The organism is Paenibacillus albidus, assembly GCF_014644435.1.
Classification (GTDB): domain Bacteria; phylum Bacillota; class Bacilli; order Paenibacillales; family Paenibacillaceae; genus Paenibacillus_AQ; species Paenibacillus_AQ albidus.
Window position 1 is genome coordinate 1 of the sequence record NZ_BMKR01000011.1, and the last position, 15,540, is coordinate 15,540.

The following is a 15,540-nucleotide window of genomic DNA, read 5'->3' on the forward strand; positions in this document are numbered from 1 at the left end:
TACGGTAGATCATTACTCATCACCGCTCTTTTTGGTCGTCTGCTTGACCAACTGGTTACCGTATACGGCCACCGCCCCGCACAAAATGCCCTGTAGGATACTCTCAGGGGTAAAGCCCATTGTCAGCGACACCAGGACAACGGCCACTACCGTAACCCCATAAATAATCGTCCAGTCTGGTACCTTCGGTGTCTGTTTAAGGATAACGCCAACAACCCAGCACGCGGCCACAATAACCAATAGCTCCGGTTTGATAAAATTAGCAACTGCATTCCACTCCACACAAACCATTCCCTTCTATTCTTCCAATTTGTCTACCTTTTTTTGAACTTGATTGATTCTCTCTTCAGCCCGCGTGACTCGTTCAGCCAATTGATCAGTACGTTTACCCTGCACCCGGACATCTGCGCGGATATCGTCTACCCCTCGTTTGATGTACTCCACATCTGTCCGCAGCGCCGCTCCAGTCCCGGCCTCCTGAGCGACATCCTTTTTATAGGCAGACGTCCGGGTTACCCATCCCAATGCAATTCCACTGATAGCCGCAAGCATTGCTATTAATGTCGTTATCTCCACTCCCGTTCCCCCTCAACAAAATAGCCCCCGGGGATCCGAGGGCAAAATAAAAACGCCTCTATAGGCGCTACCTGAAATCTCTATTTATCCTCTACCAACAAGGCTACCTCCTCCCGGATGATCCCCGGCACCTGCTCCAGCGTCTTCAATCCCTAATTTAATTTATGGTGTCCCGAAAAATACAACTGTCACTGTAAAAGTTAGCTGGCTTCTATTTTTGAGAAAAATAGTTACTGGATACATCGCAGTCCCATTCTCCATTCCGGCACTGGCGATATACATAGGGGCTGTGGCACTATCGTGAGTGTAATAGTAATTCCCATCAATCTGAGCCAAACTCACCGATACTTTTCCCTGATATAAAACAACCACCGTATGTGCGCTTTTCATCGTGGTTATGGGGACCGGGACATCAACCCCTCCATTTCCGGGAACCGTGACGTTCGCGTCATACCTGCGCAACGGATTAATTCCAGCAGCTTGCATTTGTGCTACCGTGACTTTAATCTCACCGGCTCCGGCACCACCTTTGCGGTATCCCTCACGCGGGTAAACAGCTAAATCTCCATTAGACCATTGCCCAGCACTCAACGCCACATCATCCCCTGTAGAGATAACGGGCACTGTCCCAGCCATATCGCTAAATCCTCTACCGGACAAAATATACTCCGGTCTTAAGTTTGGGGCGGGTACTGTTACCCATGTCTGCCCATTATAGTAGCCTTCAGGTGGTTGTAAAAACACTCTGTCACCAGCCCAAACTGTACTTTGTGTAGATGGCATGTGATGATTTTCAACCGATTTGTTAATTATAGTGCCATTAGCGTTGTACAAAGTACCCGCGCTGAATTTTTTTCCGGTTAAAACATCAGAAGGCGTTGCATTACCGGGAAATAGGTATTGTCCCACGGTTTAATCCTCCTCCAGCTTGCCTGTGATGTATAGAACATTTGCAACGCTGCTGGTGACGTACAGGCGGACGGCCTTTGCTTGCTCCGATGCAGCGAAAAACGGAACTAGAGAGTAATCCGTATTGGCGGCAAGGGTTTGCGCGTCCAGGAGCTTTGTAGATGTCGCTACCGTTCCTTCCGGGTTTGTATACTCTGCCCTCAACGTGACCGTGACAGCGGCAGTTGTCCGTAGGCTAATTGAATAGGTCATTAAGCACCGGGACGCTGGCGTATGCGAAAACAGCAGGGTTTCGGTTGTGGCGGATACCTGGTTGTTTATCATCCTGTTTCGCGTCGCTGAAACAAGGGCCAGCTTCCCGGTGGAGTCTCTGACAGCGATATTTCCAGCCGTGGCGCTCGTGGAGGAAGCTGCTGTTAAATGTGCTACATCAACCAGTGTTATGATCCCGGCGTTTGCGCCGCCGGCGGCGGCATATTTGAAGACATAGCCTCTTTGCAAGATAACCCCGAACGCATAAGAGGGATTATCTCCACGGACTTGCCTCCAGTTTGTACCGTCCCAATAGCAGTTGGTACAATGCCAAAGGCCGTATCCGTTGGCAGTGTCTGACGTTTGCTGCAAGATACCCCCGGAAGCAGCTCCAGCAGCCATGGCGTTCCCTGAAACGATTCTTCCGTTTTGCCCCATCGTGAACCCTTCGGCTGCAAGGTATTGGGAGGAATCCCGGACCGATGCTGTGTTTGCTGCTGATGCTACGGAAGCATGGAACCCGTCTATCTTGTCAGCCGTTTCCACACTGGTTCCTGCATTAAAAACTGGCGTATTTACGCTGGTGATCCCCGTTTCGGAAGTGATTATGGAGATGCCTATTCCTGTTTCAAAAGTAGCGTTATCAAATCCTATAAACTCGCTTATCTCTACTACAGGGTAAGTCCATACCGTTGTAAGAGTACCTAAAAGGATGCAGCAGTACGTTCCATCATAAGCAAATCGCACACTTGAAAATGGGGGGGCTCCAGTGGTTGAAGCAGAGGCATTCACCCAGCCAGGCGTAGGATTTCCACTAAAGTTGTACCCACCCAGCAGAACCTCCCACGCGCCCGTTGCAGGGGTGTAGTTATACCCTCCTACTCTAATCCGCATCATTGTATTAGTCCACGCGAACGGCAGCAAGATTTTTAGTGCCCCAGTTACGGACACCCCCCCTCTGTACGCAACGGCGTTTTCAGCTCTTTTAATAGGGCCATCATATTTCCTTACTGACGCGCCTGGCATGATGACAGTTCCGTCCGTGGCGATACCCAGATATCCACCCGATACGTTCTTGCGGCTGACGTTCTCATTTTCCACCCAATGGGCCCAGTTTCCAATGCCTATCTCGTATCTAGTAAATACACGCTGGCTTAAAGCGTCGGTCACCTTTTGTTGTACATAGGCGTTTACCGTTGGAGTCAGCCTATCAACTTCACACAATCCATAAATAAAACCTGAAGGCTTGCCCGTTGTAGCAGTTATTGCATAGTATCTTCCCGGTGTCACCAAATTGTCCAAACTCGCACCATAAGTAGTGGCAGTGCCGTCATTGTCGGTCAACTTATGCTTTTGAATCTCATATCCCGATTGGGTTTCTGTATCATCCGGTATAACCTGTACAGGCTTCGGGAGCGTTACCAACCCGGCATAAACATCTGATGCGCTGAATGTAGGAGGCGGTAGGTTATTTCCCGTTTGATATCTCACCTCGACAGAAACCCTGTTAGTGGTTGCTACCCTTGCTTCTATCGTAAACCGCCAACGGGAGTTGGTCGCATCAAACGTTACGTCTGAGATAGCGTAACACGCAGGTGTATTTCCAGTTACTTCGGTGTATCTTGCTTTCTGCCACGTTGGTGCTGCCGATGAGGGGGTCAAAACAACGTCGAATAACTTTGTTAGCTTACCCGCTCCGTTAGCGCTCCCCCAGGCCGATGTTACCGTCACTTCGATATAACCTTGCACAGATAGCCCGGTAGAGAAATAAATATCTATCTTTTGTCCAGCAGTGCCCGTAAATGCCTCAGGGTATAGAACTTGCCTTGTCACAGCCCCGTTGAGGACTTCACCAATTGCAACTACCCTGCTCTGTGCATCCAGTGCAGCCACCCCACCCGCAGCACCTTTCTGTGAACTCGGAATAGCTGCATTCCATGTGGTGCGCTCTGCCGCTGTCAGGTGACGGATAGTGTCGTCTGCGTGAGTCTTGGCTGCCTCCAGGGTTGTTGCCGGAGCTGTCCGCCAACTGGATTTACCTGTTATTGACTTGATCATGTAGGCCAACCAGCCCCAGAGCTTGGTAGGTGCTCCAGTCTCTCCGGTTGGGGCTTCAGTATCCGTAATGGTCCGGTTACCAATTACCGTGTCCGTTGCACTCCCTGCTGCTCCTGCTCCTGATGAAAGCCCGGCAAGTTTTGCTTTCTCTGCAGCTGTATAATCCTCCGTTGATAGCTGTTTACCGGCCACCTTATCCACTTTTCCAGAAAGCTGATTCGTTACAGTCGCAGCGAAGTTCGGATCATTGTTCAGTGCATCACCGATCTCCTTAAGTGTGTCCAGGGCATCTGGCGCAGTGCCCACAACAGCCTGAATACGCTGATCTGTCTCATCCTTACTGTATGTGGTTGCTTTATCAGCCTTGGCAAGCAGTTGCGTGTCAGCATATGACTTAGCGGATGCAAGAGAGGTGTCAGCCTTTTGTTGTGCACCTGCAGGCGTTTCTTTGGTCGCTAATTCGGTGGCTAAGACATCGATTGATTCGTGTCCAGAATCAATCCCATCCTCCATATGATTGAGTCGCGCGGAGGTAATCCGTGTTCCTTCCTGGACAAGTTCAAAAAGCGGACGCCCTGTCTGTGGATCAGTCTTTTGCTTGCCGGAAGCGTCTTTAATTGGCTTGGTTAGATCCGGAATTTCATCCTTCCAAGCCTGTTTGTTATATGCCACCAGAACTCGCCTCCAATCTCAAAACAAACTCAAAGGCAATCAAAAACCCCTTATCGTTTTTGATCACGGTAAGGGGTTGAACTGCCAAAGCATTGCCATATTGATCAAGCAATGACGCTTCAAAAAGTTGCTGGCCAACAGCCTGCGTCTCTGTAATATAAATGTACTTCCGGACTGACAGCCCAGAAATAACGGTTTTTTGAATGGGAAAGTCTACCTGCTCTCCATCAATTTTCACTCGTGCTCCAGTAATATAGCCACTTAAACCACGGATCAGGTTATCCAGCAGCAGTGGTTGCACAATATCCGCCAAATGAATCACACTCCTTCAACCGGCATCTCATACCCACAAATCGGGAAGTCAACTCCATGTGAGTACCAAGTACCCTTTATATTAATGATTTGCGTTGGAACTGCTGAACTGAATACTGCCCGGCGAATATGGACCGGGCGCACATATTCAAAATCAGCCTGCAGCCCAGCCATGTTAAACGGTTGAACAAGTGAAAATTCAAAGTGGATCTCTTTTGACAAAAAGTCCTCCGTAACATTCATCAGCTTACCGTGCTGATTCCCCAGTTCCCGCAGTAAAGGTAGCTTAAAGGGCCGATCACCCCAACGCTTCCGGCGTATCGCCTCCCTACGTTCTTCATCACTACCCTCTTGAGTCTTCCGGAAGTACATCCATTCCCAAATCCAAAGAGCCCAGGTGGATCTCCGGAGAATAAACTGATTACTCAGGTCGTCTATCATCTGTAAGCGGTCGTCCATTTCCTTTTCAAAAACTGAAAAATGCTGGTCTGCCATATCAATCTCATACCAGTATGGTGGCAGCATTTCACGATATCTCAGCGGGATCATAACAGGACCACTTCCACTCTCAAAACAGACGACAGCGGAAGAACAATATCCTCCATATCGCCATTGAGGGTCAGGCTCTCGTAATCATCCACACCAGGCAGCAACAGTAGCGCGGCCACATAATTGTAAATAAGTTTTGAGCGGCCACTCGCATAATCCAATACACGCTGCTGAATAGTAGCCGCCAGCACAGTCAAATCCGTACCGCTGGACGTAAGCAAGCGGGTCTCTAGACGTACGTTAAAGACTGGCGCCGGATGAACCAGTAGGTCATGCCCAGCGATCCGCCGATCCTCCCACATCCAGGCTTTGACCGTCTCGGCGAATTCTTCTGTAATAGGCTGTCCGTCCAGGTTCGTTAAGTATAGATCGATGGAATTATCATGCCGCTCTTTCTCACGCGCAATTGCTCCACCAACCCCAGCCATTTCCAACGCCCAAGTTTCGTAATCCTTCCGCCGTCCGCTGCCGATTTCAGTAGCGGCACGCTCAAGCATGCGCAGCCGAAAAGTATCGTCGCTCTCCCCATCTTTACGGGTAAGGCCTGCAGACCAACCGTGACCGTCAAGATACTCGGAATCCGCCCAAATCGGGAAACCCTGGAGAAATCCATACGTCCAAAGCATTTGTTGCTCGGCAAGCTCCAACGCTAGGGGATACCACAGATCATAAAAGTATTCCCCTTCCCCTGTTGGTGGAGGTGGAAGTCCTCGTTCGAGCGCCAAAGCAATGGCCCGGTTCACCCAACGCTGATAAATATCCTCCGGCTCCTCATTAAGGATAGGCATGTATGGAAGCGCCGGCAGATCACTCAATTTAATGGTCATACACTAATCGCCTCCTCCATCTCCGCCTGACCCACCAGGCCGGTTATCAATATACTAAGATGCATTTCCTGTCCTTCCCTTACCATCGATCGCACCTCAGCCCGTACAATTTCTGTATGTGCAGTCAGCGCTTCTTCCATATCTCGTTTAATCTCAATATCCTCCCAGGTAGACCATTCGGAGCGTTCAACACCAACTTCTTCACCGTATAAAACATACCGAAAGCGCTCCGTATTCAAGAGTTTGAGTGCCGTCTGTATCAGGTATTCCTCATAGGTACTGGTCTTCTTCGGATAGCCATCCTCAGTGAGGACCGCGCTCCGGTTGCGGTAATCGATCACATAGGTCCATTTCGTAGCCGATAGAACCGATTCCGTAAGCTCGACTTCTCCAATATCGGAAATGTCCAGGTCAGGAAACAAACTATCATCCGCCATCACCGCTCACATCCTTTCCAAGCACGTAATATCGCTGGCCAGTCATACGGGATACAATGAGCCGGTCCCCAGCCATCAGGGGGCTGGGGATAGTAAGAATGCCGGTTAATGTAGCTGACTCCGGTTGCGATACTTCAAACTTTGCATCGATGCGTCTCTCCTGCAGATACTCAGCAAAAACAAGCTTATCCGCCGGATACGGCTCCGGGTCCTCATCGACCTGAATTTTCGGGTTTGCTGGCCAACTAAGCAGAGTCGCCCGCTCCGTATCTCGAGCATCGATGTGACCCGCTGTTTTATCCCGAAACATTTTAAGAGCATCATTCAGCACGGTTATTCTCTCCTCTCCAGCTCCAGCTTGACGGTATATAACCCATTTTTAAAGCTGGATTCCGCACTCTCTACTATCCATTTCGAGGTATGGTCCGTCTTGATCAGCACCATCCATCCAGCCCGCAGCCCCGACAGTGTGTGGTCTTCATGCTTGACCGTGATCTTCTTCATTTGTTTGGCCTGTGAGAGTGCCTTCAAGCGCTGTTCAGCTATAAAGGTCGGATCTTCATCTTCTTCGACTTCTATGATCTCTTCCATCCGCCCCATGGCCTTTACAGCCCCCGCTGCCGTCTTGGTCACGGAAGAAGCGATCTTGTCGTCCTTATATTTTTGAGCCGTCACTACCGTGTATGTCTCATCAATGGTGTACCCCGCAGTGCTCGCCTCCAATTGATCCGGAATAAATATGGGCACAAGAGTATTGGTGCCTTCCCGGACAACTTGTAGGTAAAAACTCTGATCTGTCCGGAATACATCGACATGATACCGGTAGCCGCTGCGCTCATATGCCTTTTGCAGCACATCCAAAATAACTTCTGAATGGAACATCGTTCCGTAACGTTCATCGATGTTAAACCCCAGTTTAGGGCAGCGAAAATCAATACCGGTGGTCTTGATGTAGCGCTGCAGTTCTGCACCGGCCACACCTTTGAGATACGGACGAACACCTTTGTTCTTCGCCAAATACCAGCTGATCTCCCGAGCTTCAACCTCCCATTCATCGGTGAACTCATTTTGTTCAAATTTAATAATGGGGCCGTGGAAGAACTGATTTTTGTGGTGAAGCACTCCCACTCCTTTCAGTCGCTGCGAAAAGCACATCAGCATACCGGCTACCTTCAGATCAGTAGCGTTGCGGAGTCTCACCGTAGCGCTTCGAGCGATCTCATCCCGGGCCGAAGACCAGGACAATTCCACAGTTTCATCCGTTAGCAGCTGCCGATTACTCTCCTTTCCGTAAATGACCGCAAAATTGTCCATCTAATCCCACCCTTTACTTCACCTTGGAGGTTTTATCCAAGATACGTTCCTTCTGAGCTAAATAATCGAAGTTACCTTTGGCGTTAGCAGCTGCATCCTTCTCCTCACTTTTTTTCTGCTTTTCATCTGCTTTTTTCGATTTCTCGCTTTTCTTTTTATCATTCTTTTTATCCGTTTTGCCAGTTGTATTCGGCCGGCTTTTGGATGATTTCGTAATGATCACACCCGGTTTGAGCAGCTGCTTGGTATTAGAGTAAGAAACGATCTTCACCGGATCAAACTCCACAAACTGAAACTGAATATGCAGGTTCGCCTGGCCTTCTTTGTAGGTCGCCTCCATACTTTCGAACCACATAGTCTGACTAAATAGCGATTCAAAGTTAATAACCACCGGCTTCGCCTTCCATTGCTCCATGAGCTTCCAAGCTTGCTCAGGTGATTGATACTTCACCGTTTCCTTTCCCGTTTCCCATAGCTCCTCCCAGGCGCGAGGGAAGATGGCAGAAAAAGAGACCCGCATCAATTTCGATGTGAGTCTCTTTGTCGTCTTCTCTTGGCCTGTAATCACTGTAAAAGAGTCAATTTCGTTGCTGCTGGTGATTTGAATCTCAGCTGGTGTAATGGGGAAAGTAAAACGGTTCTTGTCGCGGATCATCGTCAGTATAAGATCACCCCCCGTTCTCCAATGCTTTATACAACTCTTCACCGAAGATCTTTCGGAACAGTGCCCGCCCCTGTGGGCTGGCCAGCATCTTGGCAAATTCCGCAAAGTTTGTTATTCCCTTAGCCATCTCACCAAAATTGATGTTAATGTTCTCTATGATGATGTCCCGCATGGCAGCTGGTGCTTGAGCTAGTGACTTGGCCACCGGATTGCCGGCAGAGGATTTCATCCCTACCGCACCACCATCTGCATATGGTCGAGCACCTAGCAGTTTTCCGGTTTGCTCCCACAGATCCAGTCCCCGGCCCCGTTTGCCTGCAGATAAAGGAATAATCATTTCGGGACCAGCTTCACCTACCAATCCCAAATGAGGATCAGTGATCAGTCCACCAAAGGCATATTTCTTCTTCTTCCGCTTCTTGCGGCGGCCAAAGAAACCTGCTATACCGTCATAGAGCTTGGTTGCCAGTTTCTCCCCGCCGATTGTTCCCAGCAGGCCACCGATGGCACCACCGATTGCTGTACCCACTCCGGGAAGGAATAACGTGCCCAGTGCTGCACCAGTGGCAGCACCACCCAACATGCCGCCAGCGACCCCACCGAGTACTTTGGCTGTTTGACGGCCACGTTTCCCTTTTCCTGCAAAAGCGATATCCCAGATATCCATGGCATAACCGATGGGGCGTACCACTCTGCTCAACATCTTACTGGCTTTAGTAAATTTACGCAGCTTGGTAGCCTGTCTGCGTAGTTTGTGACCCATTGCCCGAGCTTTGTATGCATCCGTCAGTGTGCTTGCCTTACTCATGGACTTATTGTAGCGTTTTATTCCACGCCGCTTTGTCTGCTCCAGGGACCCATGTATCCCTTCTGCATAACCAGCCCCGTACCCAATATTGTCGTTGTTGTCATCAATAAAGGCTCTAGCCTGCTTACCTGTAGCCCGTAGTTGTTGTGCTCCAACAATGCCGCCATTGGCATAGGCACGTACTCCAAGCATTTGCCCTGCACGTTCCCACAATTCAACGCCACGTTTACGGCGCCCCGCGGAGAGCGGAATAATCGCTTCTGGGCCAGCTTCACCCACCAAACCAAGGTGAGGCCGGTTAACGATGTCACCGTTAGCATGAGGCGTCACGCTGGTTGATTGGGGAGAACTATTCCCACCTCCGTTCCCACTGCCCCCACTGCTGGAAGTAGAAGAACCAGCGGACGATGAAGCCGAAGCAATTCCCTTTACAATATTGGCTATTTCACTTGCAGCAGCGATTAGACCTGGGAAACGACTTCGCAAACCCTTAGTAAGAAGGTCCATCAAATTACTTCCCCAGCTCTCACCTTTGCTGCTCACCGTTTGTATGGACATTAGATGCTGCTTGGTCTCATTGGCTGCAATTCCTACCGAGGCACCAATCCCTTGCATACTTGTACCTGCGGCATTGGCTCCTTGGATGATACCCGCTGTACTGTTCTTAGTGGTTACACCAAGGGCTGCTGCTTGTCCTGATGTCTTTTGGGCGGCAACACCCACAGCCTGCACGTTTTGCTGAGCCTTGGATGATTCGGTGCTTTTCCAAACCCCTGTAAACTGATTTTTCAGCTTATCTACTGTCTGTTTTACACCACTCTCACTGACAGCACTTGTAAGGGCTGATTTTAGACCATCTTTAGCCACGTTGGCCCGGAAAACATTAAAGGTCTCCTGCAGTGCCTTTTCCCGCTCAGGGGTCAAATTCCCAAAGGTAACCTTGGCTTCAGGCGGAGGTGTGACCACTGGCTTTTGCTCTTCCTTTTGCTTGGTGATGCCGAGCCATCCACCTATAGACATTGCCGCATCTTTAATACCGCCAGCTGCCGACACTACTCCATCTACAACTGACTTGGTGATGCCGCTGGAATCTGCCAATGACCCTAACTTTTCACCAAACCAGCCACCAGCAGCTGCACCAGCAGCCGTACCAAGAGGTCCAAGAAATGAGCCGGCAATTCCACCAATCGTTCCTCCAGCTATACTTCCCGCCATTGATCCACCTGTGGATGAAGCCACTTCCCTCAAATCACCTTCTTTAGAGGCTTGGTAAAGGTCATACCCGGTAAAACCAAGTCCAGCTACTGTCCCTAAAACCCCGGCTGCTTTGAGAGCCTTCTTTCCTCCCTTAATTAGGCTTCTGATCCCGCCCCTGGCTGGTGGCGGGTCCGGAATTACATCTGGTACAGGAGGTGGAAGTCTCCTGCCATTGCGATAGGTTACTCGACCTGTGCGCCTCTGCCCTGCATCCGGAGTATCAATGTCAGGTGGGTTCGGTGATCTTGTGCCACGGCGCGCTGTAATTGATCCGTTTGGATTACGGCCGCCACGTGGTGCATTTCTGTTATTTCCTCCAGCACCTCTTCCGCCTGATCTACCACGACGCCCGTTGCGTCCCCGTCCGCCCCGTCGGTTTCTCCCCCCGCCATCCTGTCCTCCAAGCCCTCCAGCTTCGTTGAGATAGACAACGCTTGCGTTTATAGTCATGGAGGCAACCGAACTAGTACCCCCGGCTCCCCTGCCACCACTACCAAACCGACCACGACGGGCAGTCAGGCGTCGCCTTGTTGGCTCTCCAACCTCTTCAATAGGATCCGGGGGTGACCCTGAATTCCCCCTGGTAAACCAGCCACGCACTTTATTTACCCCTGCAGCAGTGTCGTCGATGAGGCCCTTGCCAAACTTAATGCTTTTGATTGCTAAAATGCTCCCTCCAATAAGGAGCAAACCTTTATTAATTGCATTGAAATTATCGTTATAGAAGCTCGTAATCTTGCTCACTACGCCTACTATTTTAGTGCCAAGTTCTTGGATACTGTCTTTATTCTCAGTTATGAGAGTGTTAAATTCTTTCAATGCAGGCAAAGCAGCAGCTGTAATGCTCATTCCTAAATCCTGCATTTGCTGATCGACTTTTGCACGAGTCTGAATCATTTCCTGCATCGGGTTGGCAGACTGCTGGGCTTTGACCATTCTGTCCGTTGTCCCAACAATTTCTGTTGGAGCAAGTTGGAAGGGTACAGGGAATGTTTTCAAAATTGCGGTACCGCTATCCTCCGCAGCGCCCGACCCCATAGTCACAAGAGACTCTTTAAGCTGGCTTTGTGTTTGACTCCTGAGGTCAGCTACCAGTGCCATGATGGCCCCTTGAGCACGCTGCTTATCGCCAGAATTTATGTCTGAAGTAAAAGCCGTAGCTTGCTTTTGTGCTTCGTCTTTCCCTGCTCCTCGGGAGATAAAGTAATTTGCCATATCTCCGGTGTTAAGTGCCTTAACCCCAAACGTTTCCTTGAAAAAGTCCGCAGGCTTGTCAAAGTTAAATGCGCCCTCTTTCACACTCTGTGTGAGAAAGTTCGCCATTTGCCCGGAATTAGCACCAGAGTTTTTGAAATACCCGGAATATTCCCAAAAAGTATCGAAGAGGTCTTGTTGGCGATCACCAACCTCTTTGTATGCGTACATCATGCTGTCTGCAACGGAAGCATAACTTTCCTTGAAAGTATTTGAAGACTGTTCCAATGCACGGCTAATTTCTTCTACACCCGAATCTGGACGGATGTAGTTAATTTTAGCAGATTGACTTACAAGATCACTGGTCATCGATTTGTCTCTAACAAGGGCTGCTGCGTCCGCCGTATTGCCAACCCACTGCGTCCGATCAGTTATAATTCCCTGAGCATAAAGATTATCCACTGTGGCCAAAGCCTTGCTTCTTTCATTTGCAGGAAGAAATGCTGCACTACGTGCGGCCGCAGAATTATAATCCATCACACTTCCAAACATAGCGTCTTTTATGTTGCTCCCAAGAATCATGGCCCCAGCAGTCGCAGCTATGGTCGTCATTTTGGATGCTATACCATCCAAAACAGGGCTTACATCATCTTGTGCTCTCAGATGCACTTTCGAGTCGCTCATGCCCCGGATTTCCGAATCGACACGATCGACAGACCTGCGGAGATCATCCGCTCCGCCACGGGCACGCCGGAACAAATCATCTACATTGACACGGCCTAACCTACGTGTCTCATCTGCAGCACCACCTATACGTCTGCCCAAATCATCCACAGCACTCCGAGATCGTCTAAGATCAGAAATGAGATTGTCTCCCATTTGTCCTGCAGCTCTTCGAAAGTCAAGTAGATCGTTGGTCGCCCCACGGAGTGCCGTCCGCATATTCCGGACGGCACCGGAAATAAGGTCCCGTGCTTCAAATGGGACCGTTACCTTTGTTGTAGCCGCTATAATCATTCACCCCCATTCCGCCTATTTCTTGTTGGCCAGGCGTTTGGTTTCTTCTTCAGCGACCATCCCAGCCGCAAGACAAAAGTAATACTGCCGCTGCTTGTCCACCTCATAAGGAAGGATCTCAGCCGGCAGCCGTTTCTGGTTTATCCAAAAGGACGCTACCCAGCTTGCTTCTCCGTCTTGCTTGATGAGTTTTTTGCTTGTTTCAGCAGCTCATCTTTCGTCTCCTGAAACTTGTTCACAGCCTTGCTGAGCTCCGTATAATCAGCAGGGTTATCAAACAAGCGCGGCGGAAGCTCAAATTTGCTGATGCATTTGAAGGCTTTCAGCAGCTCGGCATTGTTCCAATCAAATTCATGCTCCGTAGCCTTGACGATCATGACGTCGATCTCGTTATAGGATTCCTTAGGATCGCCATTGTCGTCATAGGCTAGTTCGTAGGAACGGCGCACTTCAATAGGGTCAGGCGGCGGACAGACCAGTCTTCGCCGTCCACTGGAATAGTGATTGTATCGTCTTTACGTCCTTCTTTACCTTTGGCCAAGTACTTTTGTAATTTGTCGCTCATGATTTAACCCTCCGTATATTTTTTAGTTTTTTATTAGATGAAGAAAAGGACGGTTGCCCGTCCTTTAAACCATGTAATCCGGGAATTTCTCGATGAAGTCAAAGTCATTTGCGGTCCCGGAAAGTGTAATGTCAATGCCGTTGTTTTCGTCGATTTTAGCCACCAGAATATCCATCTCATCGTGGATATGGATGCCAGAGATCATAACCCGCTCAACGTTCCCAGTCTGCCGGTCCTCGAGGGAACCCGTGATCCGGTCAAGGAACATCGTTTTCCCGGCTTTGAAATCATCCAGCAGCCGATAACGAAGACGGGATTCCAGCTTGGACATGACCAACTTCACAGTAATTTCATAACCCACGATTTGTTTTGTCTTAGACATTTTCCGTGCCCGGATAATATCCAGCGTTTCCGGCTTCAACAACACTTCGATTTCCTTCACCGTCTGCAGTGGATCGCCATTATCGTCCTGGACAGAAAGGTTGCGGCCAATCAGTTCGCGTTCCATTTACTACGCCACCTCCCAATCAATATTAAAGATTTCAATCGCATCAAGCGGTTTGGCCGACAAGGAGAAGTAAGCAAAATCCATTTCACTTTTCTTTGTGGGATGCTCAGAAAAGGTGAATTCTGAGCCAATCGCCTTTTGTTCAGCGCGGATTTTAAGGTATCCCACCACGGCCGCGATAAACAAGCCGCGGCCTTCTGGATCATTATCCAGCTTAGCCTTGTTCTTCTTGCCAGCAGCGTAAATGTCGTTGAGGACCTGATCAATCGTCATAGACACTCGGATTTTTCCGAAATCCTCTCGTTCACCGGCTCCCAGCGTGGTCAACGTATTAATAGCAGACTCGATAATATAGTCGTAGCCGTCGCGTGTGGCCATAAGTGTGCCTTCGGAAAGACCTTTCAGAACCTCACTATGGCTCCAGTCCACCTGTGCCTCAGTCATCGGCACCTTTACACCAGTAAAGGACTTAATCGCCGGTGTGCCAGCTGCCAACCCCGCCACCCAAGCCGCCCATTGCAGGGACGTATAGATTTTGCCGTTGGTGTGCTCACCGGCTAAGGAGCAATTTATGATAAAGCGGGCATTTGCTGCACGGCTGCGTGCATTATGAGCCTCAATATCGCTATCCGATGCTGTAGCACCAGCAATAACCAGTTGTGCCAGCTTACGTGCCTTATTTCTGCGGTCCAGCAGCCATTGCTTGGCAGCGGCCTGCACCGCAGCGTCAGGGGATGGCAGATACACTACATCAAACACCAGACCGTCAATCCGGTTAAAGATGCCGCTCCAGTTCGCGGCTGTAATCGCTGCGGTACCGGTGGTTCCACCAGCCAACTTCGTGTAAGCCACATCGGCCAACGCAGTAGCTCCGGTGTCCTTGAAGCGAACCATGTTGGACTTTTTGAGTGTTTCGACTGAAACGGCCTTATCGGCCACCAAGAACGTTTCCGTATCAAAAATGCCCTTACTATCCCGGATAACGATCTCCTTTTTGCTGGAGTCCACCAGAGCAGCACGTACCATGTACTCGAAATCATTGCCCCGTGTCCCAGGGTAACGGGCTTCGATGGTGTAGCTGTCCTCCACGGCGGCCGCGGCCGCCTTTTCACTCCCGTTTGTTACCCGGTATCCGATTACGGTTGCTCCGCTCTCAGCTGCCAGTTCCAGCTCATCTACCAGCAGCCCGGATTCCTTGAAGCGTTCTGACTGATCCGTCATATCCACAGCTTTGTTCGGCAGGCCCCATTCGGCCTGATATGGCACCAGCACGCGTCCGGATACCGACAAGACACGCGACTTCGCAACCGCATGCAACTCCACATACGCCCCGGGTCTACTCCGTTGTATCGACATTCACTGTTTCCTCCTTTGTTGTCAGGCCCAAATAGGCGTCTACTTTTTGAATAACTTCCTGCTGTGAGAGCAGGGCATCATCCGCACAATCAAAAAGAGCGCCAGCAATCTCAAAGCGTTCCCGCTTCAAAACCACTGCGCTCTCAATCCATTCTTGCTTGCTTCGCTTGTTCAGGTCATTTGGAATAACATCTGCATGCTGTCGGATCTGTTTTTTTATGTTCATGCTTTAAGTTCTCCTTCCTCTTATGATCAAAAGAAAAAC

The 15,540-nt window shown here is 49.8% G+C and carries 17 protein-coding genes; all 17 read right to left on the reverse strand.

Translation table 11 applies throughout. From position 1 onward, the window contains the following. Positions 1 to 12 precede the first annotated feature (12 nt). On the reverse strand, positions 13 to 282 hold the full coding sequence (locus tag IEY53_RS14510) for a phage holin family protein (RefSeq protein WP_189026053.1): 270 nt from the start codon (positions 280 to 282) through the stop codon (positions 13 to 15). Positions 283 to 297: 15 nt separating this feature from the next. Further along, on the reverse strand, positions 298 to 576 hold the full coding sequence (locus tag IEY53_RS14515; RefSeq protein WP_229696162.1) for a hypothetical protein: 279 nt from the start codon (positions 574 to 576) through the stop codon (positions 298 to 300). Between the two features lie 162 nt (positions 577 to 738). Further along, positions 739 to 1,485 (reverse strand): hypothetical protein, encoded by a 747-nt coding sequence (locus tag IEY53_RS14520; protein WP_189026055.1) that lies wholly within the window; start codon positions 1,483 to 1,485, stop codon positions 739 to 741. Positions 1,486 to 1,488: 3 nt separating this feature from the next. After that, positions 1,489 to 4,467, reverse strand: coding sequence for a hypothetical protein (locus IEY53_RS14525; protein ID WP_189026057.1), 2,979 nt, complete (start codon positions 4,465 to 4,467; stop codon positions 1,489 to 1,491). Beyond that, positions 4,457 to 4,780 carry a hypothetical protein gene (locus IEY53_RS14530; protein ID WP_189026059.1) on the reverse strand — a complete coding sequence of 108 codons (324 nt, stop codon included), beginning with the start codon at positions 4,778 to 4,780 and terminating at the stop codon, positions 4,457 to 4,459. The genes IEY53_RS14525 and IEY53_RS14530 overlap by 11 nt, the downstream gene beginning before the upstream one ends. 5 nt (positions 4,781 to 4,785) lie before the next feature. Next, complete coding sequence (locus IEY53_RS14535; protein WP_189026061.1) at positions 4,786 to 5,328, reverse strand: hypothetical protein; 543 nt, start codon at positions 5,326 to 5,328, stop codon at positions 4,786 to 4,788. Then, positions 5,325 to 6,155: a baseplate J/gp47 family protein gene (locus IEY53_RS14540; protein WP_189026063.1), complete on the reverse strand. Its 831-nt coding sequence runs from the start codon at positions 6,153 to 6,155 to the stop codon at positions 5,325 to 5,327. The genes IEY53_RS14535 and IEY53_RS14540 overlap by 4 nt, the downstream gene beginning before the upstream one ends. Next, positions 6,152 to 6,592: a GPW/gp25 family protein gene (locus IEY53_RS14545; RefSeq protein ID WP_189026065.1), complete on the reverse strand. Its 441-nt coding sequence runs from the start codon at positions 6,590 to 6,592 to the stop codon at positions 6,152 to 6,154. Before IEY53_RS14545 ends, IEY53_RS14540 begins: the two co-directional genes overlap by 4 nt. Continuing rightward, the gene (locus IEY53_RS14550; protein WP_229696163.1) at positions 6,582 to 6,902 is read right to left on the reverse strand and encodes a DUF2577 domain-containing protein; all 321 of its coding nucleotides are present in this window, start codon (positions 6,900 to 6,902) and stop codon (positions 6,582 to 6,584) included. The genes IEY53_RS14545 and IEY53_RS14550 overlap by 11 nt, the downstream gene beginning before the upstream one ends. A 23-nt stretch (positions 6,903 to 6,925) precedes the next feature. Next, on the reverse strand, positions 6,926 to 7,906 hold the full coding sequence (locus tag IEY53_RS14555; RefSeq protein ID WP_189026068.1) for an XkdQ/YqbQ family protein: 981 nt from the start codon (positions 7,904 to 7,906) through the stop codon (positions 6,926 to 6,928). A gap of 13 nt (positions 7,907 to 7,919) precedes the next feature. Further along, positions 7,920 to 8,612, reverse strand: a complete 693-nt coding sequence (locus IEY53_RS14560) for a hypothetical protein (protein WP_229696164.1) — start codon at positions 8,610 to 8,612, stop codon at positions 7,920 to 7,922. Beyond that, on the reverse strand, positions 8,575 to 12,366 hold the full coding sequence (locus tag IEY53_RS35745; RefSeq protein WP_189026070.1) for a glycine zipper domain-containing protein: 3,792 nt from the start codon (positions 12,364 to 12,366) through the stop codon (positions 8,575 to 8,577). The genes IEY53_RS14560 and IEY53_RS35745 overlap by 38 nt, the downstream gene beginning before the upstream one ends. Positions 12,367 to 13,001: 635 nt before the next feature. Continuing rightward, positions 13,002 to 13,295, reverse strand: a complete 294-nt coding sequence (locus IEY53_RS14570; protein ID WP_229696165.1) for a hypothetical protein — start codon at positions 13,293 to 13,295, stop codon at positions 13,002 to 13,004. Then, the gene (locus tag IEY53_RS35135; protein ID WP_229696166.1) at positions 13,274 to 13,411 is read right to left on the reverse strand and encodes a hypothetical protein; all 138 of its coding nucleotides are present in this window, start codon (positions 13,409 to 13,411) and stop codon (positions 13,274 to 13,276) included. Before IEY53_RS35135 ends, IEY53_RS14570 begins: the two co-directional genes overlap by 22 nt. A gap of 64 nt (positions 13,412 to 13,475) precedes the next feature. After that, a complete protein-coding gene (locus IEY53_RS14575) occupies positions 13,476 to 13,919 on the reverse strand; it encodes a phage tail tube protein (protein WP_189026072.1) in 444 nt (147 codons plus the stop codon). Positions 13,920 to 13,922: 3 nt separating this feature from the next. Then, positions 13,923 to 15,275, reverse strand: a complete 1,353-nt coding sequence (locus tag IEY53_RS14580) for a phage tail sheath subtilisin-like domain-containing protein (protein WP_189026074.1) — start codon at positions 15,273 to 15,275, stop codon at positions 13,923 to 13,925. Continuing rightward, on the reverse strand, positions 15,256 to 15,501 hold the full coding sequence (locus IEY53_RS14585; protein ID WP_229696167.1) for a hypothetical protein: 246 nt from the start codon (positions 15,499 to 15,501) through the stop codon (positions 15,256 to 15,258). The genes IEY53_RS14580 and IEY53_RS14585 overlap by 20 nt, the downstream gene beginning before the upstream one ends. Positions 15,502 to 15,540 lie beyond the last annotated feature (39 nt).

Bases quoted from the DNA above. Each gene is read 5' to 3' on its own strand.
- IEY53_RS14535 (WP_189026061.1), bottom strand. From the start codon at position 5,328: ATGATCCCGCTGAGATATCGTGAAATGCTGCCACCATACTGGTATGAG.
- IEY53_RS35745 (WP_189026070.1), bottom strand. From the start codon at position 12,366: ATGGATTATAATTCTGCGGCCGCACGTAGTGCAGCATTTCTTCCTGCA.
- IEY53_RS14585 (WP_229696167.1), bottom strand. From the start codon at position 15,501: ATGAACATAAAAAAACAGATCCGACAGCATGCAGATGTTATTCCAAAT.
- IEY53_RS14575 (WP_189026072.1), bottom strand. From the start codon at position 13,919: ATGGAACGCGAACTGATTGGCCGCAACCTTTCTGTCCAGGACGATAAT.
- IEY53_RS35135 (WP_229696166.1), bottom strand. From the start codon at position 13,411: ATGAGCGACAAATTACAAAAGTACTTGGCCAAAGGTAAAGAAGGACGT.
- IEY53_RS14580 (WP_189026074.1), bottom strand. From the start codon at position 15,275: ATGTCGATACAACGGAGTAGACCCGGGGCGTATGTGGAGTTGCATGCG.
- IEY53_RS14555 (WP_189026068.1), bottom strand. From the start codon at position 7,906: ATGGACAATTTTGCGGTCATTTACGGAAAGGAGAGTAATCGGCAGCTG.
- IEY53_RS14550 (WP_229696163.1), bottom strand. From the start codon at position 6,902: ATGTTTCGGGATAAAACAGCGGGTCACATCGATGCTCGAGATACGGAG.
- IEY53_RS14545 (WP_189026065.1), bottom strand. From the start codon at position 6,592: ATGGCGGATGATAGTTTGTTTCCTGACCTGGACATTTCCGATATTGGA.
- IEY53_RS14540 (WP_189026063.1), bottom strand. From the start codon at position 6,155: ATGACCATTAAATTGAGTGATCTGCCGGCGCTTCCATACATGCCTATC.